Raw genomic sequence first — 25,757 nt, forward strand, 5'->3', positions numbered from 1 at the left:
AACCGTATTTTCTTTAAATTTGTCAGAATTATTTTTCAGTCAGAAATTTTCTTCACTTATTTTAAAATAAAAAGTTATAATGTTTCATCTATTAGATATCATCGGTACGATGGCTTTTGCTATGTCAGGCGCATTAACTGCCATGAACAAAAAGCTCGATCCTTTTGGGGTTTTCATCATCGCTTTTGTAACGGCTGTGGGCGGAGGAACGTTGCGTGATGTTTTGATAGGGAGAACACCAGTAGGGTGGATGCGCGATTTAAATTATGTTTATGTAATTATTGTTGGATTTTTTCTAGCTATTATTTTTCGAAAAAAATTCGATCGCTTGCGTACTTCTTTGTTTTTATTTGATACTATCGGATTAGGTGTTTTCACATTAATTGGACTTGAAAAAGGGATTAATATTGGGCTTCATCCTGTTATTTGTATCGCAATAGGAACAATGACAGCCTGTTTTGGAGGTGTAATCCGTGATATCTTGTGTACTGAGATTCCTGTTATTTTTAGAAAAGAAATTTACGCCACGATTTGCATCCTTGGAGGAATCGTATTTTTTATGCTAAAAAAACTGAATCTCGATAATGATATTTTATATCTGGCAACTTCCTTATTTATTATTACAGTTCGCCTAATGGCAGTGAAATTTAAATGGTATTTATCCCCTTTAGAACAAAAATAGTTTGAAGAGAAAAATCTATTTTTTTAAAAAAAAGTATCCTATCAACGGCTTTGGATATTCCGAATCATTTAAATCAATTACATAATAATAGGTGCCGTCTGGCACTTTTTTGCTGTCCAGCAGTATACCTTCATTTGCAAATCCATCCCAATCACTTGTGCCATTATTTCCTGTCCAAACTAAAGTTCCCCAACGATTATAAACTGAAATCCGATAGTTAAGGAAAATATTGCGTAAGTATTCAACAAAAAAGGTATCATTAAAGCCGTCATTGTTTGGTGAAAAATAATTATGAACTAAAGGCGGACAATGTTTGACGTTAATAATGAAAGACGTAATAGTAAAACAATTTTCGTTTTTGACTCGAACAAAAATTTCTTGGCGAGTGGTTTCAGCAATAAAATTGTTTGAATTGAAAATTGGGTTAGCTCCATTTTCAGCATCTGCGCGCGAGGTATGAAAACTAACTATATCATCAGAGTTTACTTTTACCAATGCTGCATTAGCAGTAAAATCAAAAATTCCTCGGCCTAAACCTATGCTACAAGTTTCAATATTTAATACTGGATTTACTTTTGGCTTTGTCCACAATGCTATTTTTGAAATTAAAGCAGTATTGTTATTCTCATTCAGTTCAGTAATGATTCCACTGCCATTTCCCGTCTCATCTACAATAAATTGTAAATCAAAAGGGTTTACGATGCTGTCTGGAATTGTGATGATAATTGTATTGTTTTCACTTCCATTTATTGGAATAACGGAAAGTGTTGAAGAAGACATTCTTAAAATCCCGTCAATATAGATGGCAATAGGCATTCTGGCTGGTAATGAACTAGTGCTATTAGAATTATAAACCGTATAATCCACCATAATTTGTCTAGAATCACAACTTAATTTAATTTCATTAAGTTGAATCGTGGCATCGGGCAACTGACTATTTAATTTGGTCACAATAGCGTTAATCATTACAAAATCTTGGCCAGAAGTAAGTTGAATTTTAGCAGACGTATCGCCAATAGCAATGTTATTTTGAATGTTGTAAACATCAAGATCCATATTGTACAAAGTGGTCGAGTTGGTAAAACTGTTCGTACCGTTGAAGGCATTGTCAACTGGATTTAATGGCGGATTGCCAATTGGATTTCCATTGATCCGTAGCGTTTCATTGACATTAATGGATTGATCGCCTTCCCAAGCGATAAAACCTATTTTCGCATCCAAATTATCAATTACGTTTAAGTTGTTTAGTGTAATGTTTATTTCATTTGGAACATACTGTAAGCCGTCATAAATATTAAGCTGATTTAATGGTAAAGAAGGATTTGAGTAAACAATAATCATAGCCCACCCGCCAAAATTAGTGCCATTCCAGCAGTAATTATCAATTTCGTTTGTTAAATCCAAATCACTAAGGCGGTATTCCCCATTACCGAAGACTTGAACTTGGTCAGTAATATCTGCAAAAGCACTAAAAAAAGGCAAACCAGAAGTGCTCTGCAAAACATGGAAAGTGCGCTCGGCACTTATGGTTTTATCATTAAGAGTCACATCAAAGTCACCGTTCCCAGATCCGGCCCAATATAAATAGACTTTTTCCACAACATCAGCGGGATCTAATTTCAATGTTGCCGAAGATGTGGTATTGATTTCACATGCTTGACCAGTGCCATTTTCAGTTTTATTTAAAGTGTTACCAACAAATAAAAAATCGTATCTTCCATTAAATTGGTTATGCAAGGAAATTTCTTGTCCAAAAATGGAGTTGGACCCTATGGAAACTAGGCTAATTATGAGATAGAGTAGCTTTTGTTTCATTTAAAATTAGATTATTAAATTTAAAATTAGTGATTTATATTTAATTATCTAATTTTATAAAAAATAATATACTTGCGGAATAATAAATTTATTGTTTTCTAAAGTTTAAAAATCAGTCTTGAAAAATTACTCCATCAAACAATACCAAGATTGCGATTATGATAACTGGAATGCATTCATTGGTCAAGCCAAAAATGCAACTTTCTTGTTTCATAGGGACTTTATGGATTATCACAAAAATCGATTTGAGGATAATTCATTGATTGTTTTTTACAAAGAAAAATGGATTGCTGTACTTCCTGCTAATAAAGAGGGGAATGAAATTTTTTCGCATCAAGGATTGACTTACGGCGGGTTAGTTTATAATGAAAAATCAAAATTGACTACAATAATTACTGCATTTAGAGCTGTTTTGTTGTTTCTAAATGAAAATAAAATCGAAAAATTGCATTTAAAAACGATTCCGTCCATTTATCACACTAAACCAGCCGATGAAATTTTGTACGCTTTGTTTTTGGCGGAAGCCCAATTAGTAAGACGAGATAGCTTGTCGGTAATTGACTTATCGCAAAAAAATAATTTTTCTAAAATAAGAAAAAGAGGCATTCAAAAAGGAATTTCAAACGGTCTGGTAATAAAAGAAGAAGATGATTTTGAGTTGTTTTGGAATGAAATATTGATTCCTAACTTAAATAAAAGACACAACGTAAATCCGGTTCATACATTAGAAGAAATCATATTATTGCGGAATCATTTTCCTAATAATATCAGACAGTTTAATGTCTATTACAAAGATGAAATTGTCGCGGGAACTACTATTTTTGAAAGTGAAAATGTAGCTCATTGTCAGTATATTGCTAAAAACGAGAGCGACGAGAATCTAGGTAGTTTAGATTTTTTATATCACTATTTTATCACGGATGTCTTTGCTAATAAACGGTTTTTCGATTTTGGAATTTCCAATGAATTGCAAGGAAAAAAGTTAAATGATGGATTGACCTATTGGAAAGAAAGCTTCGGGGCCAGTACCATTGTTCACGATTTTTATCAGGTGGAAACCGCTAATTATGATAAACTAAATTCGTTTTTTGCTAAATAAAACAAATCAAATGATACCATTTCTGGATTTAAAGAAAATAAACGAACCTTACGAAACTGCCTTTCAAGAAAAATTGAAATCGGTATTAGATTCGGGTTGGTATATTTTGGGGAATGAAGTCAAAGAATTTGAAACTAATTTTGCCAATTATTGTGGTACAAAATACTGTATTGGAGTAGGAAACGGTTTCGATGCTTTAGTATTGATTTTCAAAGGTTATATTCAACTTGGAAAAATGCAAAAAGGAGATGAAGTCATCGTTCCTGCAAATACCTATATCGCCAGTATTCTAGCTATTTTGCAAGCTGATTTAGTCCCTGTTTTGGTCGAGCCAAAATTAGAAACATACAACATCAATCCCGATTTAATTATTTCGAAAATCACTTCAAAAACCAAAGCGATTCTGGCAGTTCATCTGTACGGACAATTGGCAGAAATGGATAAGATTAATGAAATTTCTATGGCAAATGATTTGCTCGTTGTTGAAGATGCGGCTCAGGCTCACGGGGCTGTTAGCAATCAAAAATCAAAAATCAGCAATCAAAAATCAAGTGCAGCGTATAGTTTTTATCCAGGAAAAAATTTAGGAGCATTAGGCGATGGCGGAGCAGTCACCACAAATGATTCAGAGTTGGCAAAAGTGATTTATTCGCTGCGAAATTATGGCTCTGAAACGAAATATTATAATGATTATATCGGTGTGAATTCAAGATTAGATGAACTGCAAGCCGCTTTCTTGAATATCAAATTACCGAATCTTGACAGAGAAAACGAGCAACGCAGAACCATTGCAAAACGGTATTTATCTGAAATAAAAAATGAGAAAATTATTTTGCCGAACTGGGATTTTTCAAATAATCATGTTTTTCATCTTTTTGTCATTCGAACTAAAAATAGAACTGATTTGAAGGATTATTTAAACAAAAACGGAATCCAAACGGTAATCCATTATCCAATTCCGCCGCACAATCAAAATGCGCTGAAAGAATATAATAACTTGTCTTTTCCCATTACCCAAAAAATTCACGATGAAGTTTTGTCTTTTCCTATAAGTCCCGTATTGACAATAGCTGAAGTTGATTTTATAGTTTCAATTTTAAATGAATATTAAATAGTGTCTGAAAGTAAATCATCATATCTAGAAATTGTTAAAACTACCTCCCTTTTTGGCGGAGTGCAATTTTTCAATATTATTATTTCTATAATTCGGACAAAATTGATTGCGGTGTTTATTGGACCGGCGGGAATGGGGATAATTTCTTTATTGAATGCTTCGGTAGCTATGATTTCAGGCATTACTGGTTTAGGAATTGAAACAAGTGCTATAAAACATGTTTCAGGAAATTATAAAAATGAGGATTTAAATACTGTTTCAACTATTGTAGCTGTTGTAAAAAAATTGGCATTATTAACTGGGATTTTTGGGACGCTACTTACCATTATTTTTTCTGGGTGGCTGAGCACACTTACTTTTGGAAATTCAAATCACACCTATTCATTTGTTTTTTTGTCCATTACGCTATTATTTAGGCAATTGATGATAGGCGAACTTGCAGTTTTACAAGGTTTAAGACAAATGAAACTTTTGGCCAAAGCAAATTTTTACGGCAATTTATTTGGATTATTATTTTCTATTCCTTTGTATGTATTTTACCGAATCGACGCAATTGTACCAACTATAATTATAGCTTCATTATCGTCCTTGTTGTTTTCTGGTTTTTATTCAAAAAAAATAAAATTCAAAAAAATTACTTTAAGCAATAAACAAGTAACAACCGAGGGAAAAAGTATTATTCGATTAGGAATAATGTTGACATTGAGTGGGTTACTGACTTTGCTATCTACTTATTTAATTCAATTGTATATTGGTAAAAATGGAGGGTTAGTTGAGGTTGGCTATTTTAATGCTGGTTTTACTTTGTTGAATTCTTATGTTGGAATAATTTTCACCGTTATGAGTACCGATTACTTTCCGAAATTAGCCTCTATTAATGATGATAACGAAAAAATTAGAGTAAGTGTAGTGCAGCAATCGTTTATTTCGATACTAATTATCACTCCAATCATTATTTTATTTTTAGCGATGATTCCACTTATCATAAAAATTATTTACACTCCTGCGTTCATTTCAATTATTCCAATGGTTAGTTTTGGGATATTAGCCATGTTGTTTAGAGCGGTTTCTTGGTCAATGGGATATATTCTGATCGCCAAGGGAGACTCGAAAATGTTTATGAAAACCGCTATCGGCTTTAACATACTATCATTAATTTTAAATATTCTAGGATATAATTATTACGGGTTGGAAGGTCTTGGGTTTAGTTTTTTAGTCTATTATTTATTTCACTTTTTTGTTCTTAAAATGATTACGAAAAAAAGATATAATTTTTATTTTAAAAGTGATTTTTATCAAATTTATTTGAGCTGTATTTTAATGTGTATGACCATGTTCCTTTTTAGATATATTCCGAATCCCATTATAAAATATAGTTTGATGATAGTAATGGTAGTGGTTTCGTTTGCTTTTGTTTTATTTCAAATGAATAAAAAAATGGAATTAAAAGAATTATTCAATTCTATAATAAGGAAAAAAAATGATTAAAATTCTTAAACATTATTATAGAAAAATAAAGGTAATTCTCGAAAAAACTTCGTTTTATTATTCGGTGAATTGGACTAAGACCTTGTACTTTAATTTCAAAAAGTTCCCTTTAAATACCGCTAAAAAACTTCCTGTCTTTTTTTATGGACAGGTAAAATTTGCTTCAATAATTGGTAAAATTCAAATTAATGGGCCGATTAAAAGAGGAATGATTGGTTTTGGACAACCATATGAAATGAACACACTTCATAAAGGGATTGCAGAAATCAATATTTTAGGAACGTTGGTTTTTAAAGGGCACGTACAATTTGGGAAGGATTATTTTATTTATATAGGCGAGAATGCCTATTGTGAGTTTGGACATATGTCATCATTAGGTTCTTATGCTAAATTAATTTGTATTGAAAATATTGTCTTGGGTAATTATGCCCGTTTTGGGTCGGAATGTCAAATTATGGATACTAATTTTCATCAGATGATAGATACTACTATTGGAGAAAAGTTGAAAATGACGGGCCCAATTGCTATTGGAAACTATAATTATGTGGGAAGTAGAGTTACAATTATGCAAAACACAAAGACTCCTGATTATTGTACAATTGCCTCAAATAGTCTGTGTAATAAAAATTATACTGATTTGGGAACGCACATTTTAATCGGTGGGATTCCATCACAATTAATTCGGACCAATATTTCAAGAGATTGGGAAGGGGAAAGAAAAGATTTGGAAGATTTTTTAATGGTGTAATTGAATTTAAAGCATTAAAACTCCTTATATAAAATTAACTGTGTAGAATTTTTCTTAGTTACAAGCTTTAAATCATTTAAATTTAGAACTTCTTTTTTAGCGATTCAACTGTTTATTTATATAATTTTGTAAAACAACGAATTGATATGGAAATCCAATTTCAAACCAAAGAAGAAAGCAACAAGAAGCAATTAGAAAATTTTTTAAAACTTTCTAAAATCGAACGTATTTATAGTTTTCTGAATTTAATATACAGAGTAAACCAGTTTTCAACCAAAAATAAAGTTGATAAATCTGCTAATTTTTTGATTACTATAAAATCTAAATAATATGTTTCAACCCTGGGAAGAAAACATTAATAGTTTTGTTGCTTTATCCAATAAACATAAGGTTCGAATGCTAATGGTTGATAGTGAAGTTTCACAAGTTAATAATAATTCTTTTTTGCGATGGAATGTGCTTTCACTGGAAGATTTAATCACTAGTAAAATTAAAGCAAATAGACCGAAAGATCTACTGGATATTCAACAGTTGAGAGAAATTAACAAATTGTAAATCGCAATTTAATTTCTAAGACGATATATTTTATCATTAAAATCATATTCGAAGTTTTATACGCTAGAATCGTCTCAAAATGAATTCTTTTTAAAATTGCCTTATTCTCTTCTCTTGTTTTATTCAGTGCGATTGCTTTTTTAAGAATCAAATAAGTTGAATGATTTATTTTCTTTGACTTCGAATCATTTTTCTTAAAAAAATCAGTTCCTAAAGAGTTGGCAACGATCCTTTTTTGGATTAGAATTTCGTCGATAAAATCAAATTCATAATGGCGAGAAGCACGTATCCAAAAATCTAAATCTTCATAAGCAAGTGTTTCATCATATCCGTGTAAAGAATCAAAAACTGATTTTTTTACCATACTCGAAACCGAACATATACTATCGCCACCGGAAAGTACTGAAAGATAAATTTCGCCGGTAATTCTCTGTTTTATCACTTTTTTTGATTGATCTACTGCAAAATAGTAGGAGTGAAATTCGCCATTTTCATTAATTAATTCGGTGTTTCCATATACAATTCCAAGATTTTTGTACGTTGTATTTTTAAAAGCATTTAGTTGCAAAGAAACACATTTGGGTAGTAAAGCATCATCTGCTGCCAAGTCAATGATGTATTGCCCTTTGGCTATTTTTAAAGCGTTATTGAACGATTTTGTATTCCCTAAATTGGTTTGGTTAGCAATGAATTGAATTTGAGGGTAATTTACCAGCCATTTTTCGATTGTCGCTTTAGAATTATCTGTGCTGTAATCGTCCACGATAATAAGTTCAATGGCTGGATAACTTTGATTTATAACAGAAAATAAACTTTCCAAGACATAATCTTGCTGATTGTAACACAGACAAATAATGGTAACAATGGGTTTATCTTGCATATTTTTTTAAAAGAGTTATATTTGATACGAAAATAAGAAATCGAGAATGATATTGCCTAACAAAAAAATTAAAATTGCTTTAATTGGTTATCGATTAAGTCGAGGTGGAGCCGAAAGAGTGATGGCCATTTTATCTCAATTTTTCGAAAAAAAAGGAATTGAAATCCACAATATTATCGTTCTTGATGAAGTCTCTTATTCTTATTCGGGAAAATTAGTCAATTTAGGAAAGATGAAAAATTCTTCCAATGGACTTTTTAATAAATGGAACCGCTTTGTTTTTCTAAAAAAATACCTTCATCAACATGAATTTGACTTTATTATCGACTTCAGGTTTAGAGTAAAACCAATTCAAGAGTTATTGATTGCAAAATGGCTGTATAAAACGAAAACTATTTTCATGGTTCATAGCTATTTGATAGAGCACTATATGCCCGATTGGTCAGTTCTTACCAGATATATGTACGGAAATTGTTATAAAATGGTAAGTATTACCACTAAATCTAAAGAACGTATAGAGAGCAAACATCATCTGAAAAACGTCGTTACAATTTATAATCCAATCGACATTGATGACATACAGGAAAAGAGTAATGAAAAAGTATCGCTTCCGTTTGATTATATTATTGGCGTAGGCCAAATGGAAACTAAGATTAAGCAGTTTGATAAGTTGATTGAAGCCTATTCTGAATCGATTTTGCCAAGGAATAATATTCATTTGGTTTTACTAGGGGATGGTGATCAAAAAACTAATTTACAAAAGCTAGCCAAAAGTAGAAAAGTATCGGATAAAGTGCATTTTTTAGGCTTTCAGAACAACCCGTTTAAGTACCTGAAAAATGCAAAATTTTTTGTTTTAAGTAGTTTAAATGAAGGTTTGCCCAATGTTATTTTGGAATCTCTGACTTGCGAAACTCCTGTTGTTGCTTTTGATTGTTTGTCGGGACCAAGTGAAATGATCGTGCATAAAAAAAATGGTTTGTTGGTTGAAAATCAAAACGTCAAACAACTTACCGAAGCAATGAATTTATTCGTTGACGACGAAAATTTATATAAGTATTGCAAGCAAAATGCTTTGCAAAGTGTGCAATCTTTTTCAATTTCAACAATTGGTCAGCAATGGTTAGATTTGATGGAGATTCGTTTATAAAAAAAATATGACGACAGTAAAAGACATAGAGCTAATAAAAATCCCTGTTGTAGAGGATACAAGAGGAAATCTCGCATTTATTCAAAATGATATATTACCGTTTGAATTCAAGCGGGTATACTATCTTTTTGATGTGCCAAGTAATGCCTTTCGTGGAAGCCACTCTCATATCAATCAAAGTGAAGTGCTAATTGCTTTGAGCGGAAGTTTTGAAGTTGCGTTAAACGACGGAATTGAAAAAAAATCATTTCTTTTGAACAAGCCAAATATGGGATTGTATATTCCAAAGGGAATTTGGAGAGAATTGGACAATTTTTCATCTGGCTCTGTTTGTTTAGTTTTTGCCTCTGATGTGTTCGAAGAAACGGATTATATAAGAGACTTCGACGAATTTTTGACATCCAAAGAATGAAACTACTTTATATTGTTCCAAACATTAATAACGAGGGCGGTGTAGCCAGAATACTTTCGGTGAAAGCCAATTATCTTATTGAAAACTTAGGATATGAGGTTCAAATTCTCACTCAAAATGAAGGGTTTTTTCCTCTTTTTTATTCCTTCAATAAAAATATTGTTTTTCATGATATTATTCTGAAAGGGAATTTTTTTCAGTTTTTTAGGTCTTATAAACATTCCTTAAAAAACAAAATTAAAACAATACAACCTGATGTCATTATTGTATGTGATAATGGTTTAAAGGCTTATTCAATTCCTTTTATTCTAAAAAATAAAATCCCTCTAATTTTAGAAATGCACAGTTCTAAATTCATTCAAGAAAAAGAGTCAAGTAAAGGTGTTTTTTCTAAAATTGTTTCTAAGATCAGCAATACTTATAAAGAAATTGGTGCAAATAAATACGATAAATTTGTAGTTGAAACCACTGAAAGTATAAAAGAATGGAGTGTGAAGAATAGTATTGTGATTCCAAATCCATTATGGTTTACTTCCTCAAAATCGAGCTCTTTGGAAAACAAAAAAGTCATCGCTGTTGGACGGCACACGTACGAAAAAGGATTTGACAGAATGCTGGAAATTTGGAACAAAGTATTAGTGAAACATCCAGATTGGATCTTGGATATTTACGGAAAATCTAATGAAAATTTAGATCTACGGTTAATCGCTAAAAACTTGGGTATTGCTAATAGTGTTGCTTTTTATGAACCAGTAAAAAATATTGAAGAAAAATATTTAGAGGCTTCATTTTATTTAATGACTTCTCGATTTGAAGGTTTTGGAATGGTGCTAATTGAAGCTATGGCTACTGGATTACCTTGTATTGCTTATGATTGTCCATGTGGACCAAGGGGAATTTTAATTGAAAATAAAAATGGATTTTTAATTGAAAACGGTAACGAATTGGATTGTGTAAAAGCGGTAGAAACTTTAATCGAAAACGAATCATTACGAATTGAAATGGGAAAAAAAGCAAAAATAAGTAGCCAGAAATATGCAATTGATGCGATTATGGAAACATGGAATCAGTTATTTATTGAAACGAAAAAAGGTTAAAATTTATACTTCTATATTTCGCTTATTTTACATAAATACCCAACTCTGAACAGATTAAAAATTAATAAATATGGATTGCTCCCAGTCAGGTTTTTGGAAATTGGCTTTTCAAAAAAAGTATAAATTTTTGAAATTATAAAAACTAATCTTGTTCTTCTTAAAAAGTGGTGCAATTGAATAATCCTTACAAATTCAGTGTCGATTTTACCTTCTTGATGCAGTTGATATAAATTTTCTAGTGATTCTTTGGTTTTGTTTAAATAAACCAAATTCGTGTCAATATGGCCGTGTTCAACAGGGTTTTCAATGTGATTTACTTTGGATTTTAATACACTCAATTGATACGAAAGTTGGGTATCATCATGACCATATTTTTTCATGTATTTATCAAATTTCACTTTGTTAAAACAATCTTTTTTAATTAGTGTATTATTAAAAAGTAAGGATTGATAAGGCTTTTTTTTTCTATTTTCAGCTGATTTATCTTCAATAAATTTTCCGTATTTCCACCTTAATTTTTGATTGTCAGAAGGACATTTTTTGGGGTGTACACGACCTCCATAAATAATGTCAAAATCAAGTAAATTATATAGGTAATCTTTAATATAATTGTCCCGAATAATGATAGAGTCACCATCAATAAATAGTAAATAGTCGTATTTTGATTTTTCCGCCAATGAATTTCTATTTTCACGATGAGCGACATTTTGTTTTAATGAAACAAAACTGCAATTTGATAATGAGTTTATATTTTCATTAAACACATTCAAACTCGATTGCGAAGCATCATCCTGACACAAAATCTCAAAATCAATCTTAGATTTTAAACATTGCTTGTGCAATTCTAAAACAAGGGGATAGGCGTTATAATTGTATATTGGGATTAATACGGAAAGCATTATAGCTGTTTCTGCTGAACCACTTCAAAAATTCGCTCCTCTTCACATTTCAATGTTTTCGATGGAAATTTCATTAGTAATGCATAATCATGAGTTGCCATAATGATCGTTTTTCCGTTTGCATTGATGTTTTTTAATACTTCCAATACTTCTGCACTGGTTTGTGGATCAAGATTTCCTGTAGGCTCATCAGCAAGAATAAGTTCAGGGTCGTTCAGTAAAGCTCTTGCAATGGCAACTCTTTGTTGTTCTCCGCCAGAAAGTTGATGTGGCATTTTATTACCAAATTCTTTCATGCCAACTTTATCCAGTACTTCGTCAATTTTTCGTTGCATTTCGTCATTATCAACCCAGCCAGTTGCTTTAAGAACAAATAACATATTGTCTTTTACAGTGCGGTCCGGTAATAATTTGAAATCTTGAAAAACGATTCCAATCTTTCTTCTCAAAAACGGAATGTCATCTTCTTTCAAAGTGGCTAAATCAAAATCTACAATATGACCTTCTCCTTCTTTAAGTGGTAAATCACCATATAAGGTTTTCATCAAAGTACTTTTTCCAGAACCTGTTTTTCCGATGATGTATAGAAACTCTCCATGATTTACCTCCAAGTTTACATGAGATAAAATAGTTTTTCCTTCTTGATAAATGTTTACATTTTTTAAAGACAATACAGGTTGAGACATAGGAGATTTTGTTTATTTGGTAAAAGTAATAAGATAACGGTTGTATTCAAAATAAATTTTATTCAATTAAGAAGAATTACTGAAATAATTAGAACTTAATCCTCCTGATTATCGAATGAACACTCGTTCAGACTTCCCAAATATAGATTGTTTGAAAAAAAGTTCATAATAAAAACGGATAACGATTCGTTATAGACTTCAGAATATGATACATTTGAATTATTAAATAAAAATACAATGCGTAAAATTTCTAGGCTCTACTTATTTCTTCTTTTTATTATAACTGCTTCTATATCGGCACAAAAATCAACGATTTACACTCACGATTTAAAAGATTACAATAAAGCACTTTCTTTATTTAATGATAAACAATATGCATCAGCCGAAATTATTTTTAAGAATGTAAAAGCAACAGCTACTACTGAAGAACTGCAATCGGATTGTGCGTATTATATCGCAAATTGCGCTATTCGTACCAATCAATCCAATGCGGATCAATTGATGGAGCAATTTGTCGCCGATTATCCTACGAGTATTAAACAAAATCAAGCGTATATTGAAGTGGCTCATTATTATTTTGAGCAAGGGAATTATTCGCAAGCTTTGCGATGGTTCGATAAAGTGGATGAGAGTCATTTAAGTAACAGCGATCGCGATAAATTTAACTTCCAAAAAGGCTATAGTTTTTTTAATGCCAAAAAGAAAAAGGATGCGACAATCTATTTGAATAAAGTGGTGAACTCTGCTGAATATGGCTCTCAGGCTAAGTATTATCTTGGTTTCATGGCTTATGAAGGAGATGATTATAAGCAGGCAACAAAATATTTTGATGAAGTTTCGGGAGAAGAAAAATACAAAGAAAAGCTTTCGTACTATCAAGCCGATATGAACTTTAAGTTGGGGAATTTTCAGAAAGCAATTGATTTAGGCGAAAAAGCAATGGCTAAATCAAATCCTTCGGAAAAATCAGAATTGAATAAAATTATTGGCGAAAGCTATTTTAATTTAAAACAATATGATAAATCCATTCCTTATTTGGTGGCGTATAAAGGAAAAAAAGGAAGATGGAATAATACAGATTTTTACCAATTGGGATATGCCTATTACATGCAGAAAGATTACGAAAATGCGATTTCACAATTCAATAAAATCATTGGAGGAAAAGATTCTGTGGCTCAAAATGCCTATTATCATTTGGGAGAAAGTTATTTGAATACAAATAAAAAACAGCAGGCTTTAAATGCTTTTAAAAACGCATCCGAAATGCAATTTGATGTTGCGATACAAGAAGATGCGAGTTTGAATTACGCTAAATTGAGTTATGAAATTGGAAATTCTTATCAAAGTGTACCAGCAGTATTGCTGAATTTCTTAAAAAAATACCCTGATAACTCCAGTCATTCAGAGATTGAAAAACTACTGATTGATTCTTATATCTCTTCAAAAAATTATAAAGAAGCCTTAGTATTATTAGAAAGAAACAAATCAGCAGAAAATAGATTAGCTTATCAAAAAGTTACTTTTTACAGAGGGTTAGAATTATACACTGATGGAGATTATGACGAAGCGTTGAAAATGTTTACTAAATCCATCAACGAACAAAAAGATGCAAGTTTTACTGCCCGAGCCACTTTCTGGAAAGGGGAAACAGAATATGTTTTGAATGATTTCAAAGAGGCGTTGATAAGCTTTAAACAATTTACAGGTTTGGCTCAAGCCAAAGAAACACCGGAGCATAAAAACATTAATTATAATATTGCTTATGCGTATTTCAAATTGAAAGAATACGATCAGGCAGGGAATTATTTCCAAAATCAAATAACAACTTCAAAAGACGATAAAGTACGTTTGAATGATTCCTATTTGCGTTTAGCGGATTGTCGTTTTGTTACTTCAAAATATGGAGCGGCGATGGAGGCTTACAATAAAGTGATCGAGTCAAAAAGCGTAGATGCTGATTATGCGTATTTTCAAAAAGCAATTTCTTACGGATTTATTTCTAAAAACGATAAGAAAATAGAAGAGCTAAATGCTTTTTTACAGTTATATCCAAAATCAGATTATCGTGATGATGCGATGTTTGAACTAGGGAATACGTATGTTTCCGACAATAAAAGTGATCTTGCCATAAAAACATACGATCGATTAAATACTGAATTTAAGAGAGGTTCTTTTACTTCCAGATCTATTTTACGCCAAGGATTAATTTATTATAATTCAGATAAAGATGAACTGGCTTTAACTAAATTTAAAAAAGTAGCGGCGGATTTCCCTAAAAGTCCAGAGGCATTAGAAGCCGTGGCAACCGCTCGATTGATTTATGTGGACAACGGTAGAGTGGATGAATATGCGAATTGGGTTCGTACTTTGGATTTTGTTGCTGTTACAGACGCTGAACTTGACAACGACACCTATGAAGCTGCCGAGAAACAATTTCAACAAAATAATACGAAACAGGCAATCGCAGGATTTAGCGGTTATGTGGCTAAGTTTCCCAGAGGAATACATGCTTTAAAGGCTAATTATTACCTTGCTCAATCGTATTATTCAGAAGGTTCAGAAGGCAAATCAATTCCTAATTATGAATTTGTAATTGAACAGTCAGGAAGTGAATTTACAGAACAATCGTTGAATAGATTGGCACAGATTTTCCTAAAAAATAAAGATTGTGATAAAGCAATTCCAATATTATCTCGCTTAGAGAAAGAAGGAGAATTATCTCAAAACAGGACTTATGCGCAATCAAACTTGATGAAATGTTATTATGACGGGAAGGATTATTCTAACTCAGTAGTCTATGCAGAGAAAGTTTTGATGAATTCTAAAACGGATGATAATGTAAAAAGTGATGCCCAAATTATAATAGCACGTGCAGCCATACAAACCGGTGATGAGGCAAAAGCACGAGTGGCTTATGCAAAATTAATGTTGATTGCCAAAGGAGAATTAGCTGCCGAAGCATTATATTATGATGGGTATTTTAAAAATAAAGATGCGAAATATGAAGCGTCAAATATTGCCGTTCAAAAATTGGCGAAAAATTATTCGAGTTACAAATATTTTGGAGCCAAAGGATTAATACTAATGGCAAAAAACTTTTACGGTTTGAAAGACAGCTACCAAGCAACTTACATTTTGGAGAACGTAATACAGAACTTCACTGATTTTCCAGACGTTATTTCAGAAGCGCAAACAGAATTGGATACCATCAAAGGTGAAGAATCCAAAACAAATTCATCAATAACTAAGTAAGAAGTAAGACGAGTAAATCGGCTTGTAGGAAATGAAGAAGCTAGTAGGTTAGAAGTAATAGAAATAACAAAAAAACGAATGACAATACCCTTTTATATCGTGGATGTTTTTGCAGAAAAGAAATATGCAGGCAATCAATTGGCGGTTTTTTTAGATGCTGAAAAGTTAAGTGATAAGGAGATGCAAACAATTGCGCGCGAAATCAACTTTGCTGAGAGCACTTTCATTACAAACCTTAAACCAGAAAGTAATGCTGCAACAATCAGAATTTTTACTGCTGAATATGAAATGAAGTTTGCGGGACATCCGATCGTTGGAACATCTTGGGTTTTGATGAATAAAATATTTGAAAACAAGCCGCAAAATATAATTTTAACGGTTCCAATAGGGGAAATTCCCGTTAATCAATCGGGGGATTTGGTTTGGTTGCAGGCAGCTCAACCGGAGTTTTTGGGTACTTTTTCAGCAGATGATTTTTTATCCTTCAGCAATTTAGAACGTAGTGACTTTGATGATCAATTTCCTATTGAGGAAATTACCACAGGGAGTGCTTTTGTAATTGTTACTCTCCAAAGTAAAGCAGCATTAGAAAATATAATTCTGGATAAGGCTAAAATGAATGAATGGTTGCATGCACATTGCAAAACGAGTCATAGAGCTTTGTATTTTTATTGCTTAGATGGTGCAAAACTGATCAGTAGAATGTTATGTATAGAGGACAATCAACTTAAAGAAGATGCGGCTACAGGAAGTGCCAGTACTTGTTTACAGGCTTTTCTTTTAAAGTATCATTCACCAGAAATCGAAATTATAAACCATCAAGGCGATTTTATTAATAGACCTTCACAAATTTATTTTAAGGGTAAATTATCGGAAAATCATTTTGATATAAAAATTGGCGGTAAAACCCAATTCATCGCAAAAGGAGAATGGGAAGTGTAAATTCAAGGTTAGAAGGGAAGAGTTATAAATAAGAAGTAAAAAAATAAAACATGACATTTAAACAATTAAACATAAAATCATTTACAAATAAGGTAGTAACGTTTTCGGCTCCCGTCCCTTCGGGGAGGGTTGGTTTTGGGATTTTATTCTTCTTTGTCTTCCAATTTTCGTTTGCACAAAAAAAAGAGCAAATAGGTACGGAAACAGTAAATGTTGTAAAACCCTATACGCCAACAATTTCGGATGCGTTCAAAGTCAAAGAAACACCTTCGCTGGACGAGGAAGGAACTGCTAAAAAAGAAACTATAAAATATACTATTTTCTCTTTTCCTGTTGCGTCAACTTTTACGCCGTCAAAAGGAAAAGCAGAAGGGGTAGAAAAAGAAAAACAAGAACATTTATTTAAAAATTATGCGACGTTTGGAGTTGGAAATTACGGCACATTTGTCGGTGAATTATTCGTTAACCACGATTTAGACAACAATAATTATGTGGGAGGAATGTTTCGTCATCATTCTTCTCAAGGAGGAATAAAAGGTGTTGAACTTGATGATCGGTTTTATGATACATCGATAGATTTGACTTACGGAGCGAATGAAAAAGATTTGTCATGGAATTTTGATTTGGGTTATCAGAATCAAATCTATAATTGGTATGGATTGCCAACTAATTTTGGTAGCACTATGACACCATCAAATAGAGCTATTTTAATTAACGGAATAAAGCCACAACAAACATATAACACAATTACCGCTGGCGGAAAAATTGCTTTCAACGAAAGTATTTTTAATGAAGCGAGTGTCAAGTTCAATCATTTCTCAGATATGTATGGATCTTCGGAGAATCGATTTTATGTAAAACCGTCATTCAAAATTGACATAATGGATACGGCTATAAAAACAAATATAATTGTGGATTATGTAGGGGGAAGTTTTAAGAAAAATTATTCGAATACAAATGTAGAACCTCTAAAATATGGTTTTACTAATTTTGGTATTGCACCTAGTTTTGTGGTATTAAAAGACGACTGGACATTGAATATTGGAGCAGGCATCTTTTATAGTTTGGATAATGTAAAAAGCAACAACAAATTTTTTGTTTACCCGCAAATTAGTGCTTCTTACAAAGTTGTGAATGATTTGATGATTTTTTATGCTGGCGCCGAAGGAAATTTAGAACAGAACACATACCAAGATTTTGTAAATGAAAATCCATTCCTTTCGCCTACATTAAACATTGCGCCAACGGATAAACAGTATGATATTTTTGCAGGATTAAAAGGGAAACTGACTAATAATGTAAGTTATAATATTAGAGGTTCTTATGTGAATGAGAGGAATAAAGCATTGTTTAGAAGCAATGATTATACTGAAAAAAGTACTAATGAGAACTATGCTTTTGGAAATTCGCTACAAGTGGTTTATGACGACATGAGAACTTTGAGTTTTTACGGAGAACTAAAAGCTGATTTTTCAGAAAATGTGAGTTTTGGAATAAATGGAACCTATAGTAGTTACACTAATGATTTTCAAAGTGAAGCATGGAATTTGCCAACATTAAAATTAAATTCAAATCTAAATTTTAATGTAACTAAGAAATGGTTCGCCGGTATCGATGTTTTTTATGTTGGAGAACGTAAAGATCAAAAACTAAATTCGGATATAGTTTATATTGTGGCTCCGAGCCCAATTACTTTGAAATCTTATTTTGATGCCAATGCTCATGTGGGCTTTAAATATAGCGAACGCTTAACGGCTTTTTTAAGAGTTAATAATATTGCTAATCAAGGGTATGAAAAGTGGTTGAATTACCCTGTTCAAGGTTTTCAAGTGCTAGCGGGTGTAAATTATAAGTTTGATTTTTAATTTTAAAAGTATTTTAAATAGAAATGATTTTCACAAATTAAAAAGTATAAAAAAATGCTGCCTTTTTGAGACAGCATTTTTTTTGTTTTAAGGGATTTTCTATTTTGTAAATGGTACTGCAATTCTAATTTTGCCCCATCCCATGTTAAGCACTATACCATTTTTAGCCTCTGTGAAAACCATTGAAAAAGTCTCAAGTGATTCTGTAGCTTCAGTCATTGGAACGGTTAATCTGGCAACGTCATTTTCAGATTTGTAAAAATAAGAACCCCAAACGTTAAGGTCTTTATTTATAATAACGGTCCATTCTTTTACTCCAGGAATAGTGTATAAAGTATAAGTGCCAGCTTTAACTTTGGTAGTGCCAAAATTCATATCAGCGTACAATGTAAGTTCTGCGGCTTCATTTGCCCCAGTTCTCCATACTTTTCCATTTGGAGCCAGTTCACTAAGGCTGCGTCCTTTTAATTGGGGTCTGCTGTAAGTGATTTTTGCTGCTTTCGCCGAAATTTTATAATCGTTAGGAAAAGAAGCAACATCCATTGGGCTCTTATCGAGTTCTGGAAATTTTTGTGCGTGAACATTGAAGGATACTAGCATCATGAAAACAAATGCAATTGTGGTAATAAATGTCGATTTTTTCATTGTGTTTTTAGGATTGGTTAAAAAGTTAAAATTATTGAATCCAATTTTATTAACTTAAAAAAACTTGTTAAATTTTTTGGATGGAACACATCTGGATAATGATGCTATAAAAGAAAATCATAACTTTGGGGTGTTAGATAAATGGACAGAAATATTTGTTTATCAAATCCAACTTTTTAATCCATATGCTATTGACGATTTAAGTGTCATCCCAGTTAAAAAAAAATATGACTTTCAAACAAAAAATATACCACTATTACCTTCAATTAGTTCAAGACAGAATCGATGTTTTCAGAGATATGATTGTGGCGCTTACCGAAGATTCTAAAAATGATGCCAAAGGCTCAGCCGGAGATAAGCACGAAACGGCTTTGTCTATGATGCATATCGAACAAGAGAAACTCAATACAAAACTTAGAGAAGTGCTTGCGCAAAAAGCTGTTTTGGATAAAATAGATTCTGCTACAATTTCGACCAATATTATTGTGGGAAGTTTGATTAAAGCCAATGGAATTTATTTGTATTTGAGCGTAGCACTCCCGAAAATTAATATTGAAGGAGTTAATATTATCGCTTTGTCTCCACAATCACCCTTGGGAAGTAAGTTAATGGGGAATAAAGTGGGATTTACTTTTGAGATTAATTCGACAAAATATCTGATTGAGGAAATTTCCTAATTTCTTTCTTCTAAATAGTTTCTTGCAGTTTATATATTTTGGGCTTCTTTCTTTATATTAGCCTAAATAAACTGTACATAATGAAACGAATTACACTACTTTTTACTTTGTTTTTATTGATTTCTTGTAATCAAAAAAATAAAATTCCCGTTGACACTATTGTTACTAATGCTACTATTTATACTGTAGATAAGACTTTTGGTAAAGCATCGGCTATGGCAATCAACGAAGGCAAAATTATTGCAATTGGTTCCAATGAGGAAATAGCTAATGCCTATGAATCTAAAAATACCATAGAAGCCAAGGGGAAATTTATCTATCCGGGTTTAATAGATGCGCATTGTCACTTTTATGGTTTTGGTCTCAATCTGCAAGAAGTTGATTTGAGAGGAACTAAAAGTATGGATGAAATAATTGCCCGTATAAAGACTTTTCAAAAAGAAAAAAATCCTGAGTTTATTGTTGGAAATGGCTGGGATCAGAATGATTGGGAAATAAAGAAATATCCCTCTAAAGATATTTTGGATAAAAATTTTCCAAATATTCCCGTGGTGTTAAACAGAATAGATGGTCATGCCATTATTGTGAACAGTAAAGCGCTGAAATTGGCCGGAATTTCAAAAGACACGAAAGCAGTTGGCGGTCAGATTGAAATGGCAAATGGTGAACCAACAGGAATTTTGGTAGATAATCCAATGGAATTAGTTTTTAAAATAATTCCTAAACCAAGCCGTAAAATACAAATTGCCGCTTTATTGGACGCCGAAAAAGTGATGTTTGAGTATGGATTAACAACAATAAATGATGCAGGTTTAGACCCTGATATTATTAATTTAATAGATAGTTTGCAAAAAGCAAAGGCGATGAAACTAAATGTTTATGCAATGATTTCTGCTAACCAGAAGAACATAGATTTATATCTTAAAAAAGGAATTTATAAAACAGATAATCTGGATGTGCGATCTTTTAAAATGTATGGAGACGGCGCTTTGGGTTCGCGTGGCGCTTGTATGCACAAAGCTTATTCGGATATGCCGAAACAATTTGGGGCATTACTTTCGCCTATTTCGAACATGAAATCTATTGCCAAGCAAATTGCAAATTCTCCTTTTCAGCTGAATTCACATGCTATTGGAGATTCGGCGAATACGGTGCTATTGAAAATTTACAAAGAAGTTTTAGCTGGTAAAAAAGACCGAAGATGGAAAATCGAACATGCTCAGGTTATACGGGAACAGGATTTTGATTATTTTAAGCTCGGAATTATTCCTTCTGTGCAACCAACCCATGCAACTTCAGATATGTATTGGGCGGTGGAACGATTGGGGAAAGAAAGATTGAAGAACGCCTATGCTTACAAAAAGTTGCTTCAAAAAGGAGGAATTGTGGCTTTGGGTACTGATTTTCCTGTAGAAGAAGTAAATCCTATGCTGACTTTTCATGCTGCAGTTGCCAGAAAAGACAGTAAAAATTTCCCGAAAGGAGGTTTTCAAATGGAAAACGCATTGACCAGAGAAGAAACCTTAAAAGGGATGACGATTTGGGCAGCCTATTCTAATTTCGAAGAAAAAGAGAAAGGAAGTCTGGAAGCAGGGAAATGGGCTGATTTTGTAATTTATGATCAGGATTTAATGAAGGTCAATGAAAATAAAATCGTTAAAATGATTCCTTTGGCAACCTATTTAAAAGGAACGAAAGTGAAATAAAGCAACCTTCGAAAATGATAATTTATAATTTTTGAATGTAGGTTTGGGGGTATTAGTTTACATTTAGTATGCAAATGCGTATATTTAGTTTTAATTTATAACTAAAATACGCATTTATGTTTTGTAAACGTAGCTGTTATTGCATCTTTGCCTTATAAAAGTAAATAAAATATTAAAATATATAGTTATGTGTGGAATAGTATGTGCCTTTGATTTAAAACAGAAAGTTGATGTTTTAAGACCGCAAGTATTAGAAATGTCTAAATTAATTCGTCATCGTGGCCCGGATTGGAGTGGAATTTTCAGTAATGACAAAGCTATTTTATCCCACGAACGATTGGCTATTGTAGATCCGGCGTCAGGGAAACAACCTTTGTTTAGTCAAGATAAAAATCTTGTTTTGGCTGCCAATGGTGAAATTTACAACCATAGAGAATTGCGCAAACAATTTGAAGGAAAATATACTTTTCAAACTGAAAGTGATTGCGAAGTTATTTTGGCACTTTATAAAGAAAAAGGAGTTCATTTTTTAGATGAGTTAAATGGTATTTTTGGATTTGCTATTTATGATGTAGAAAAAGACGAGTATTTTATTGCTCGTGATCACATGGGTATTATTCCATTGTACATTGGGTGGGATAAAAATGGTACTTTTTATGTGGCTTCAGAGTTAAAAGCATTAGAAGGATATTGTACAAAAATTCAATTATTTCCTCCTGGACACTATATGTCTAGCAAGGATGGGGAATTTGTACAATGGTATAAAAGAGAATGGGTAGATTATGACGCCGTAAAAGATAACGTGACTAGTATCGATGATATAAAAGTGGCGCTTGAAGCTGCTGTTCATAGACAATTGATGAGCGATGTGCCGTATGGAGTCTTGCTTTCAGGAGGTTTGGATTCATCGATTACGTCGGCTGTAGCCAAAAAATATGCGCAAAAACGTATTGAGTCTGGTGATGTTGCTGATGCTTGGTATCCGCAATTACACTCTTTTTCCGTAGGATTAGAAGGTTCTCCTGATTTAGCGGCAGCTCGTGTTGTAGCGGATCATATTGGAACCATCCATCACGAAATTAAATTCACTATTCAAGAAGGTTTAGATGCCATTCGCGATGTGATTTACAATCTTGAAACGTATGATGTGACTACGGTTAGAGCATCAACACCTATGTGGTTAATGGCAAGAGTTATTAAATCTATGGGGATCAAAATGGTATTATCCGGCGAAGGTGCCGATGAGTTATTTGGAGGATATTTATATTTCCATAAAGCACCAAATGCCAGAGAATTTCATGAAGAAACCGTTCGTAAATTAAGCAAATTGCACATGTACGATTGTTTGCGTGCAAACAAAAGTTTAGCAGCTTGGGGAATTGAAGGTCGTGTGCCATTTTTGGACAAAGAATTCATGGATGTAGCGATGAGAGTTAATCCACAAGACAAAATGATTAACAGCGAGCATCCAATGGAGAAATGGGTGGTTCGTAAAGCTTTTGAAGATATGTTACCTCCAAGTGTAGCTTGGAGACAAAAAGAACAATTTAGTGATGGAGTTGGATACAGCTGGATCGATACTTTGAAAGAAGTGGTTGCTAAAGAAGTTTCTGATGAGCAATTGTTAAATGCTAAATTCAAATTTCCTTTGCAAACGCCAACTTCTAAAGAAGAGTATTACTATCGTTCCATCTTTGCGGAACATTTTCCTAGTGATGCAGCGGCATTATGTGTGCCTCAAGAAGCAAGTGTCGCCTGTAGTACAAAAATCGCTTTAGAATGGGATGAAGCATTCAAAAACATGAATGATCCTTCAGGAAGAGCTGTTGCTAGTGTTCATGACGATGCCTATGTAAAAGCATAAGATAATTTTTTAAAAGTTTATAATTAAGGAAACGCTCTCATTTTTTGGTGGCGTTTTTTCTTTGTTTACCGATTCCTAAAATAAGCTGCTGTACTCGGAATTTTAATAATAGAAGACCACGAGTGTTGAAAAGCAATTGCGGTTTATGAGACAAAAGGAATAAGTCTTGCATATTGTAATTTTTGTCTAAATTGGGGTTTTTGATTGTTTATTGTAACTTAATTGTGATTTTGTGTTTTGTTATTGTAACTATTGATGCATATTTGTATTGTCACAATAAACAGGAATGTTAAAAATAGAATAGTTATGTGTGGAATATTAGCCATTATTGGAAAGGGAAAAGAGGAGCAAATAGTTCGAGAGCTTTCAAAACGGATGTCACATCGTGGACCGGATGAAAGCGATTTACATGTTATGGAAAACGGACATATATTAAGTCATGAACGTTTGTCTATCATCGATCTGCATTCCGGAAAACAACCAATAAAAGGTACGAAAACCGCTTACATGGTTCATAATGGTGAAATCTATAATCATCAGGAATTGAGAGATGGTATTTTAAAAGAGCATACTTTTAGAACTAAATCGGATTCGGAAGTAATTGTACATTTATATGAAGAATTTGGTTATGATTTTTGTAACATGCTTGATGGTGACTGGGCTTTTGTTGTTGTAGATGGAAATGATTTTATAGCGGCTAGAGACCCATTGGGAGTAAAACCTTTGTATTATGGTTTGGACCAAAGAGGAAGAATTTATTTTTCGTCTGAAATGAAACCTATTGCTGACCAATGCACAACATTTTCTACTTTTCCTCCAGGACATTATTATACTAAAAAAACGGGTTTTGTAAAATATTACAAACCGGAATATGAAGATTATTTAAAAGCTGACCTAGAGTTAGATTTGGATTTAATCCGTGAAACATTGACCGAGGCTACTCGCAAACGATTAATGAGTGATGTGCCTATCGGGGTATTGCTTTCAGGAGGATTAGACTCTTCATTGACATCAGCGATTGCTTCCCGGTTATTGGCGGAAAGCGGTAAAAAATTACAGTCATTCTCTATCGGATTAAATGCTGATGCGCCAGATGCAAAAGCAGCAAAAAAAGTGGCCGAATTTTTAGGAACGGAACACCATGAAATTCATTTTACAATCGCAGAAGGGATAGAAATCTTGGATAATTTGATTTGGCACCTTGAAACGTATGATGTAACATCAATAAGAGCAAGCGCGCCAATGTATTTCTTGTCGAAGGCGATAACTGACCTAGGAATAAAAGTAGTGCTTTCGGGAGAAGGAGCAGACGAGATTTTTGGAGGATATTTGTATTTTAGAAATGCACCATCAGCAGAAGAATTTCAAAAAGAAACAATTGAGAGAGTCCAAAAATTATTTACTGCCGATTTGTTAAGAGCGGACAAATCAACAATGGCTCATGGTTTAGAAACTAGAGTGCCGTTTTTAGACAAAGCATTCTTAGATTTGGCCGTTCGTATCAAAGCAGTAGAGAAAATGCCTAAAACGTACGACGGTAAAGAAAAATATATTTTGAGAAAAGCTTTCGATACGCCAAACGATCCGTATTTGCCAGAAGAAGTATTGTGGAGACAAAAAGAGCAGTTTTCAGATGGAGTAGGGTATCAGTGGATCAATCAATTGATTGAATATTGTTCTTCTAAAGTAACTGATGAGGAATTAGCAGGTGCCGCAGTAGAATTTCCTTACAACTCACCAACCACTAAGGAAGCTTATTTATACAGATCGATTTTTAATAAACATTACCCGCAAGTAAGTGCTGCGCAAACGGTTAGAAAATGGATTCCAAAATGGCAAGAAAACCAAGATCCAAGCGGAAGAGCTAATGCTGCACACGTAAAACCGGATACGGAAATTGCTAAATAAGAAGTTGTTGTTGAATAAAAAACAGCAATAGCATAGCAATTTCAATCTCAATTAGCATATAATAATTTCAAATTTCCAAAATAGCATTTTTTTTATGTTTGTTTTGGAAATTTGTTTTTTATGCTAAGTTTGATTTTTTTTATTTTTTTTGAAATTGAAATTGATTTTTGAAATTGCTATTTTCCTAACAAATGTTAATAACTTAAGTGCTTAAAATGTGATTTTAACGGTTATATAAATTGTGTTTTTATATATTTGCGTGTTAGACAAAAA

General features: G+C 32.7%; 21 protein-coding genes. 16 read left to right on the forward strand and 5 right to left on the reverse strand.

Features of this window, described 5'->3' with window-relative positions:
- The first annotated feature begins 79 nt into the window (after window positions 1-79).
- Window positions 80-682: a trimeric intracellular cation channel family protein gene (locus tag IWX84_RS10275; protein WP_196850660.1), complete on the forward strand. Its 603-nt coding sequence runs from the start codon at window positions 80-82 to the stop codon at window positions 680-682.
- Between the two features lie 15 nt (window positions 683-697).
- On the opposite strand, the gene IWX84_RS10280 is transcribed toward IWX84_RS10275, so the two are convergent.
- Window positions 698-2,497, reverse strand: a complete 1,800-nt coding sequence (locus IWX84_RS10280) for a gliding motility-associated C-terminal domain-containing protein (protein ID WP_196850661.1) — start codon at window positions 2,495-2,497, stop codon at window positions 698-700.
- Window positions 2,498-2,615: 118 nt separating this feature from the next.
- Between IWX84_RS10280 and IWX84_RS10285 the strand changes: the two genes are divergently transcribed.
- From IWX84_RS10285 to IWX84_RS10305, 5 genes are all read left to right on the forward strand, one after another.
- Window positions 2,616-3,596, forward strand: coding sequence for a GNAT family N-acetyltransferase (locus IWX84_RS10285; protein WP_196850662.1), 981 nt, complete (start codon window positions 2,616-2,618; stop codon window positions 3,594-3,596).
- A gap of 10 nt (window positions 3,597-3,606) precedes the next feature.
- The gene (locus tag IWX84_RS10290) at window positions 3,607-4,707 is read left to right on the forward strand and encodes a DegT/DnrJ/EryC1/StrS family aminotransferase (protein WP_196850663.1); all 1,101 of its coding nucleotides are present in this window, start codon (window positions 3,607-3,609) and stop codon (window positions 4,705-4,707) included.
- 3 nt (window positions 4,708-4,710) lie between these two features.
- Window positions 4,711-6,198: an oligosaccharide flippase family protein gene (locus IWX84_RS10295; protein ID WP_196850664.1), complete on the forward strand. Its 1,488-nt coding sequence runs from the start codon at window positions 4,711-4,713 to the stop codon at window positions 6,196-6,198.
- Complete coding sequence (locus tag IWX84_RS10300; RefSeq protein WP_231385465.1) at window positions 6,191-6,946, forward strand: acyltransferase; 756 nt, start codon at window positions 6,191-6,193, stop codon at window positions 6,944-6,946. The genes IWX84_RS10295 and IWX84_RS10300 overlap by 8 nt, the downstream gene beginning before the upstream one ends.
- A gap of 330 nt (window positions 6,947-7,276) precedes the next feature.
- On the forward strand, window positions 7,277-7,501 hold the full coding sequence (locus tag IWX84_RS10305) for a DUF6036 family nucleotidyltransferase (RefSeq protein WP_196850665.1): 225 nt from the start codon (window positions 7,277-7,279) through the stop codon (window positions 7,499-7,501).
- Here IWX84_RS10305 and IWX84_RS10310 read toward each other — a convergent pair.
- Entirely contained in the window at window positions 7,488-8,381 is an 894-nt protein-coding gene (locus IWX84_RS10310) for a glycosyltransferase family 2 protein (RefSeq protein WP_196850666.1), read from the reverse strand. The genes IWX84_RS10305 and IWX84_RS10310 overlap by 14 nt on opposite strands.
- A 46-nt stretch (window positions 8,382-8,427) precedes the next feature.
- On the opposite strand from IWX84_RS10310, the gene IWX84_RS10315 reads away from it, so the two are divergent.
- The 3 genes from IWX84_RS10315 to IWX84_RS10325 are packed head-to-tail and all read left to right on the forward strand — an operon-like array spanning window position 8,428 to window position 11,040.
- Window positions 8,428-9,531 carry a glycosyltransferase gene (locus IWX84_RS10315; RefSeq protein ID WP_196850667.1) on the forward strand — a complete coding sequence of 368 codons (1,104 nt, stop codon included), beginning with the start codon at window positions 8,428-8,430 and terminating at the stop codon, window positions 9,529-9,531.
- Between the two features lie 7 nt (window positions 9,532-9,538).
- Entirely contained in the window at window positions 9,539-9,943 is a 405-nt protein-coding gene (locus IWX84_RS10320; RefSeq protein WP_196850668.1) for a sugar 3,4-ketoisomerase, read from the forward strand.
- Window positions 9,940-11,040 carry a glycosyltransferase family 4 protein gene (locus IWX84_RS10325; protein WP_196850669.1) on the forward strand — a complete coding sequence of 367 codons (1,101 nt, stop codon included), beginning with the start codon at window positions 9,940-9,942 and terminating at the stop codon, window positions 11,038-11,040. The genes IWX84_RS10320 and IWX84_RS10325 overlap by 4 nt, the downstream gene beginning before the upstream one ends.
- A gap of 11 nt (window positions 11,041-11,051) precedes the next feature.
- Here IWX84_RS10325 and IWX84_RS10330 read toward each other — a convergent pair whose 3' ends face one another.
- On the reverse strand, window positions 11,052-11,939 hold the full coding sequence (locus tag IWX84_RS10330; protein WP_196850670.1) for a glycosyltransferase family 2 protein: 888 nt from the start codon (window positions 11,937-11,939) through the stop codon (window positions 11,052-11,054).
- Window positions 11,939-12,625 carry a cell division ATP-binding protein FtsE gene (locus IWX84_RS10335; protein WP_196850671.1) on the reverse strand — a complete coding sequence of 229 codons (687 nt, stop codon included), beginning with the start codon at window positions 12,623-12,625 and terminating at the stop codon, window positions 11,939-11,941. The genes IWX84_RS10330 and IWX84_RS10335 overlap by 1 nt, the downstream gene beginning before the upstream one ends.
- A gap of 237 nt (window positions 12,626-12,862) precedes the next feature.
- On the opposite strand from IWX84_RS10335, the gene IWX84_RS10340 reads away from it, so the two are divergent.
- The 3 genes from IWX84_RS10340 to IWX84_RS10350 all read left to right on the forward strand — a co-directional run bounded on the left by IWX84_RS10340 (window position 12,863) and on the right by IWX84_RS10350 (window position 18,684).
- Complete coding sequence (locus IWX84_RS10340) at window positions 12,863-15,877, forward strand: tetratricopeptide repeat protein (protein ID WP_196850672.1); 3,015 nt, start codon at window positions 12,863-12,865, stop codon at window positions 15,875-15,877.
- A 78-nt stretch (window positions 15,878-15,955) separates the two neighbouring features.
- Window positions 15,956-16,819, forward strand: a complete 864-nt coding sequence (locus tag IWX84_RS10345) for a PhzF family phenazine biosynthesis protein (RefSeq protein ID WP_196850673.1) — start codon at window positions 15,956-15,958, stop codon at window positions 16,817-16,819.
- A gap of 50 nt (window positions 16,820-16,869) precedes the next feature.
- Entirely contained in the window at window positions 16,870-18,684 is a 1,815-nt protein-coding gene (locus IWX84_RS10350; protein ID WP_196850674.1) for a TonB-dependent receptor, read from the forward strand.
- 99 nt (window positions 18,685-18,783) lie between these two features.
- On the opposite strand, the gene IWX84_RS10355 is transcribed toward IWX84_RS10350, so the two are convergent.
- Window positions 18,784-19,329 (reverse strand): DUF2911 domain-containing protein, encoded by a 546-nt coding sequence (locus IWX84_RS10355; RefSeq protein ID WP_196850675.1) that lies wholly within the window; start codon window positions 19,327-19,329, stop codon window positions 18,784-18,786.
- 227 nt (window positions 19,330-19,556) lie between these two features.
- Here IWX84_RS10355 and IWX84_RS10360 point away from each other — a divergent pair, with 227 nt between their 5' ends.
- The 4 genes from IWX84_RS10360 (at window position 19,557) to asnB (IWX84_RS10375) (ending at window position 25,484) form a co-directional block, all read left to right on the forward strand.
- Window positions 19,557-20,006, forward strand: a complete 450-nt coding sequence (locus tag IWX84_RS10360) for a hypothetical protein (protein WP_196850676.1) — start codon at window positions 19,557-19,559, stop codon at window positions 20,004-20,006.
- An 80-nt stretch (window positions 20,007-20,086) separates the two neighbouring features.
- Window positions 20,087-21,712 carry an amidohydrolase gene (locus IWX84_RS10365; protein WP_196850677.1) on the forward strand — a complete coding sequence of 542 codons (1,626 nt, stop codon included), beginning with the start codon at window positions 20,087-20,089 and terminating at the stop codon, window positions 21,710-21,712.
- A 187-nt stretch (window positions 21,713-21,899) separates the two neighbouring features.
- Entirely contained in the window at window positions 21,900-23,576 is a 1,677-nt protein-coding gene (asnB, locus tag IWX84_RS10370) for an asparagine synthase B (RefSeq protein WP_196850678.1), read from the forward strand.
- A gap of 306 nt (window positions 23,577-23,882) precedes the next feature.
- A complete protein-coding gene (asnB, locus tag IWX84_RS10375) occupies window positions 23,883-25,484 on the forward strand; it encodes an asparagine synthase B (RefSeq protein WP_196850679.1) in 1,602 nt (533 codons plus the stop codon).
- Window positions 25,485-25,757 lie beyond the last annotated feature (273 nt).

The organism is Flavobacterium sp. CG_9.10, assembly GCF_015752245.1.
Lineage (GTDB): Bacteria > Bacteroidota > Bacteroidia > Flavobacteriales > Flavobacteriaceae > Flavobacterium.

Excerpts from the sequence above, each read along its gene's own strand:
- IWX84_RS10275 (WP_196850660.1), top strand. The coding sequence starts at position 80 with ATGTTTCATCTATTAGATATCATCGGTACGATGGCTTTTGCTATGTCA.
- IWX84_RS10280 (WP_196850661.1), bottom strand. The coding sequence starts at position 2,497 with ATGAAACAAAAGCTACTCTATCTCATAATTAGCCTAGTTTCCATAGGG.
- IWX84_RS10290 (WP_196850663.1), top strand. The coding sequence starts at position 3,607 with ATGATACCATTTCTGGATTTAAAGAAAATAAACGAACCTTACGAAACT.
- IWX84_RS10300 (WP_231385465.1), top strand. The coding sequence starts at position 6,191 with ATGATTAAAATTCTTAAACATTATTATAGAAAAATAAAGGTAATTCTC.
- IWX84_RS10305 (WP_196850665.1), top strand. The coding sequence starts at position 7,277 with ATGTTTCAACCCTGGGAAGAAAACATTAATAGTTTTGTTGCTTTATCC.
- IWX84_RS10310 (WP_196850666.1), bottom strand. The coding sequence starts at position 8,381 with ATGCAAGATAAACCCATTGTTACCATTATTTGTCTGTGTTACAATCAG.
- IWX84_RS10315 (WP_196850667.1), top strand. The coding sequence starts at position 8,428 with ATGATATTGCCTAACAAAAAAATTAAAATTGCTTTAATTGGTTATCGA.
- IWX84_RS10320 (WP_196850668.1), top strand. The coding sequence starts at position 9,539 with ATGACGACAGTAAAAGACATAGAGCTAATAAAAATCCCTGTTGTAGAG.
- IWX84_RS10325 (WP_196850669.1), top strand. The coding sequence starts at position 9,940 with ATGAAACTACTTTATATTGTTCCAAACATTAATAACGAGGGCGGTGTA.
- IWX84_RS10330 (WP_196850670.1), bottom strand. The coding sequence starts at position 11,939 with ATGCTTTCCGTATTAATCCCAATATACAATTATAACGCCTATCCCCTT.
- IWX84_RS10335 (WP_196850671.1), bottom strand. The coding sequence starts at position 12,625 with ATGTCTCAACCTGTATTGTCTTTAAAAAATGTAAACATTTATCAAGAA.
- IWX84_RS10340 (WP_196850672.1), top strand. The coding sequence starts at position 12,863 with ATGCGTAAAATTTCTAGGCTCTACTTATTTCTTCTTTTTATTATAACT.
- IWX84_RS10345 (WP_196850673.1), top strand. The coding sequence starts at position 15,956 with ATGACAATACCCTTTTATATCGTGGATGTTTTTGCAGAAAAGAAATAT.
- IWX84_RS10350 (WP_196850674.1), top strand. The coding sequence starts at position 16,870 with ATGACATTTAAACAATTAAACATAAAATCATTTACAAATAAGGTAGTA.
- IWX84_RS10355 (WP_196850675.1), bottom strand. The coding sequence starts at position 19,329 with ATGAAAAAATCGACATTTATTACCACAATTGCATTTGTTTTCATGATG.
- IWX84_RS10360 (WP_196850676.1), top strand. The coding sequence starts at position 19,557 with ATGACTTTCAAACAAAAAATATACCACTATTACCTTCAATTAGTTCAA.
- IWX84_RS10365 (WP_196850677.1), top strand. The coding sequence starts at position 20,087 with ATGAAACGAATTACACTACTTTTTACTTTGTTTTTATTGATTTCTTGT.
- asnB (WP_196850678.1), top strand. The coding sequence starts at position 21,900 with ATGTGTGGAATAGTATGTGCCTTTGATTTAAAACAGAAAGTTGATGTT.
- asnB (WP_196850679.1), top strand. The coding sequence starts at position 23,883 with ATGTGTGGAATATTAGCCATTATTGGAAAGGGAAAAGAGGAGCAAATA.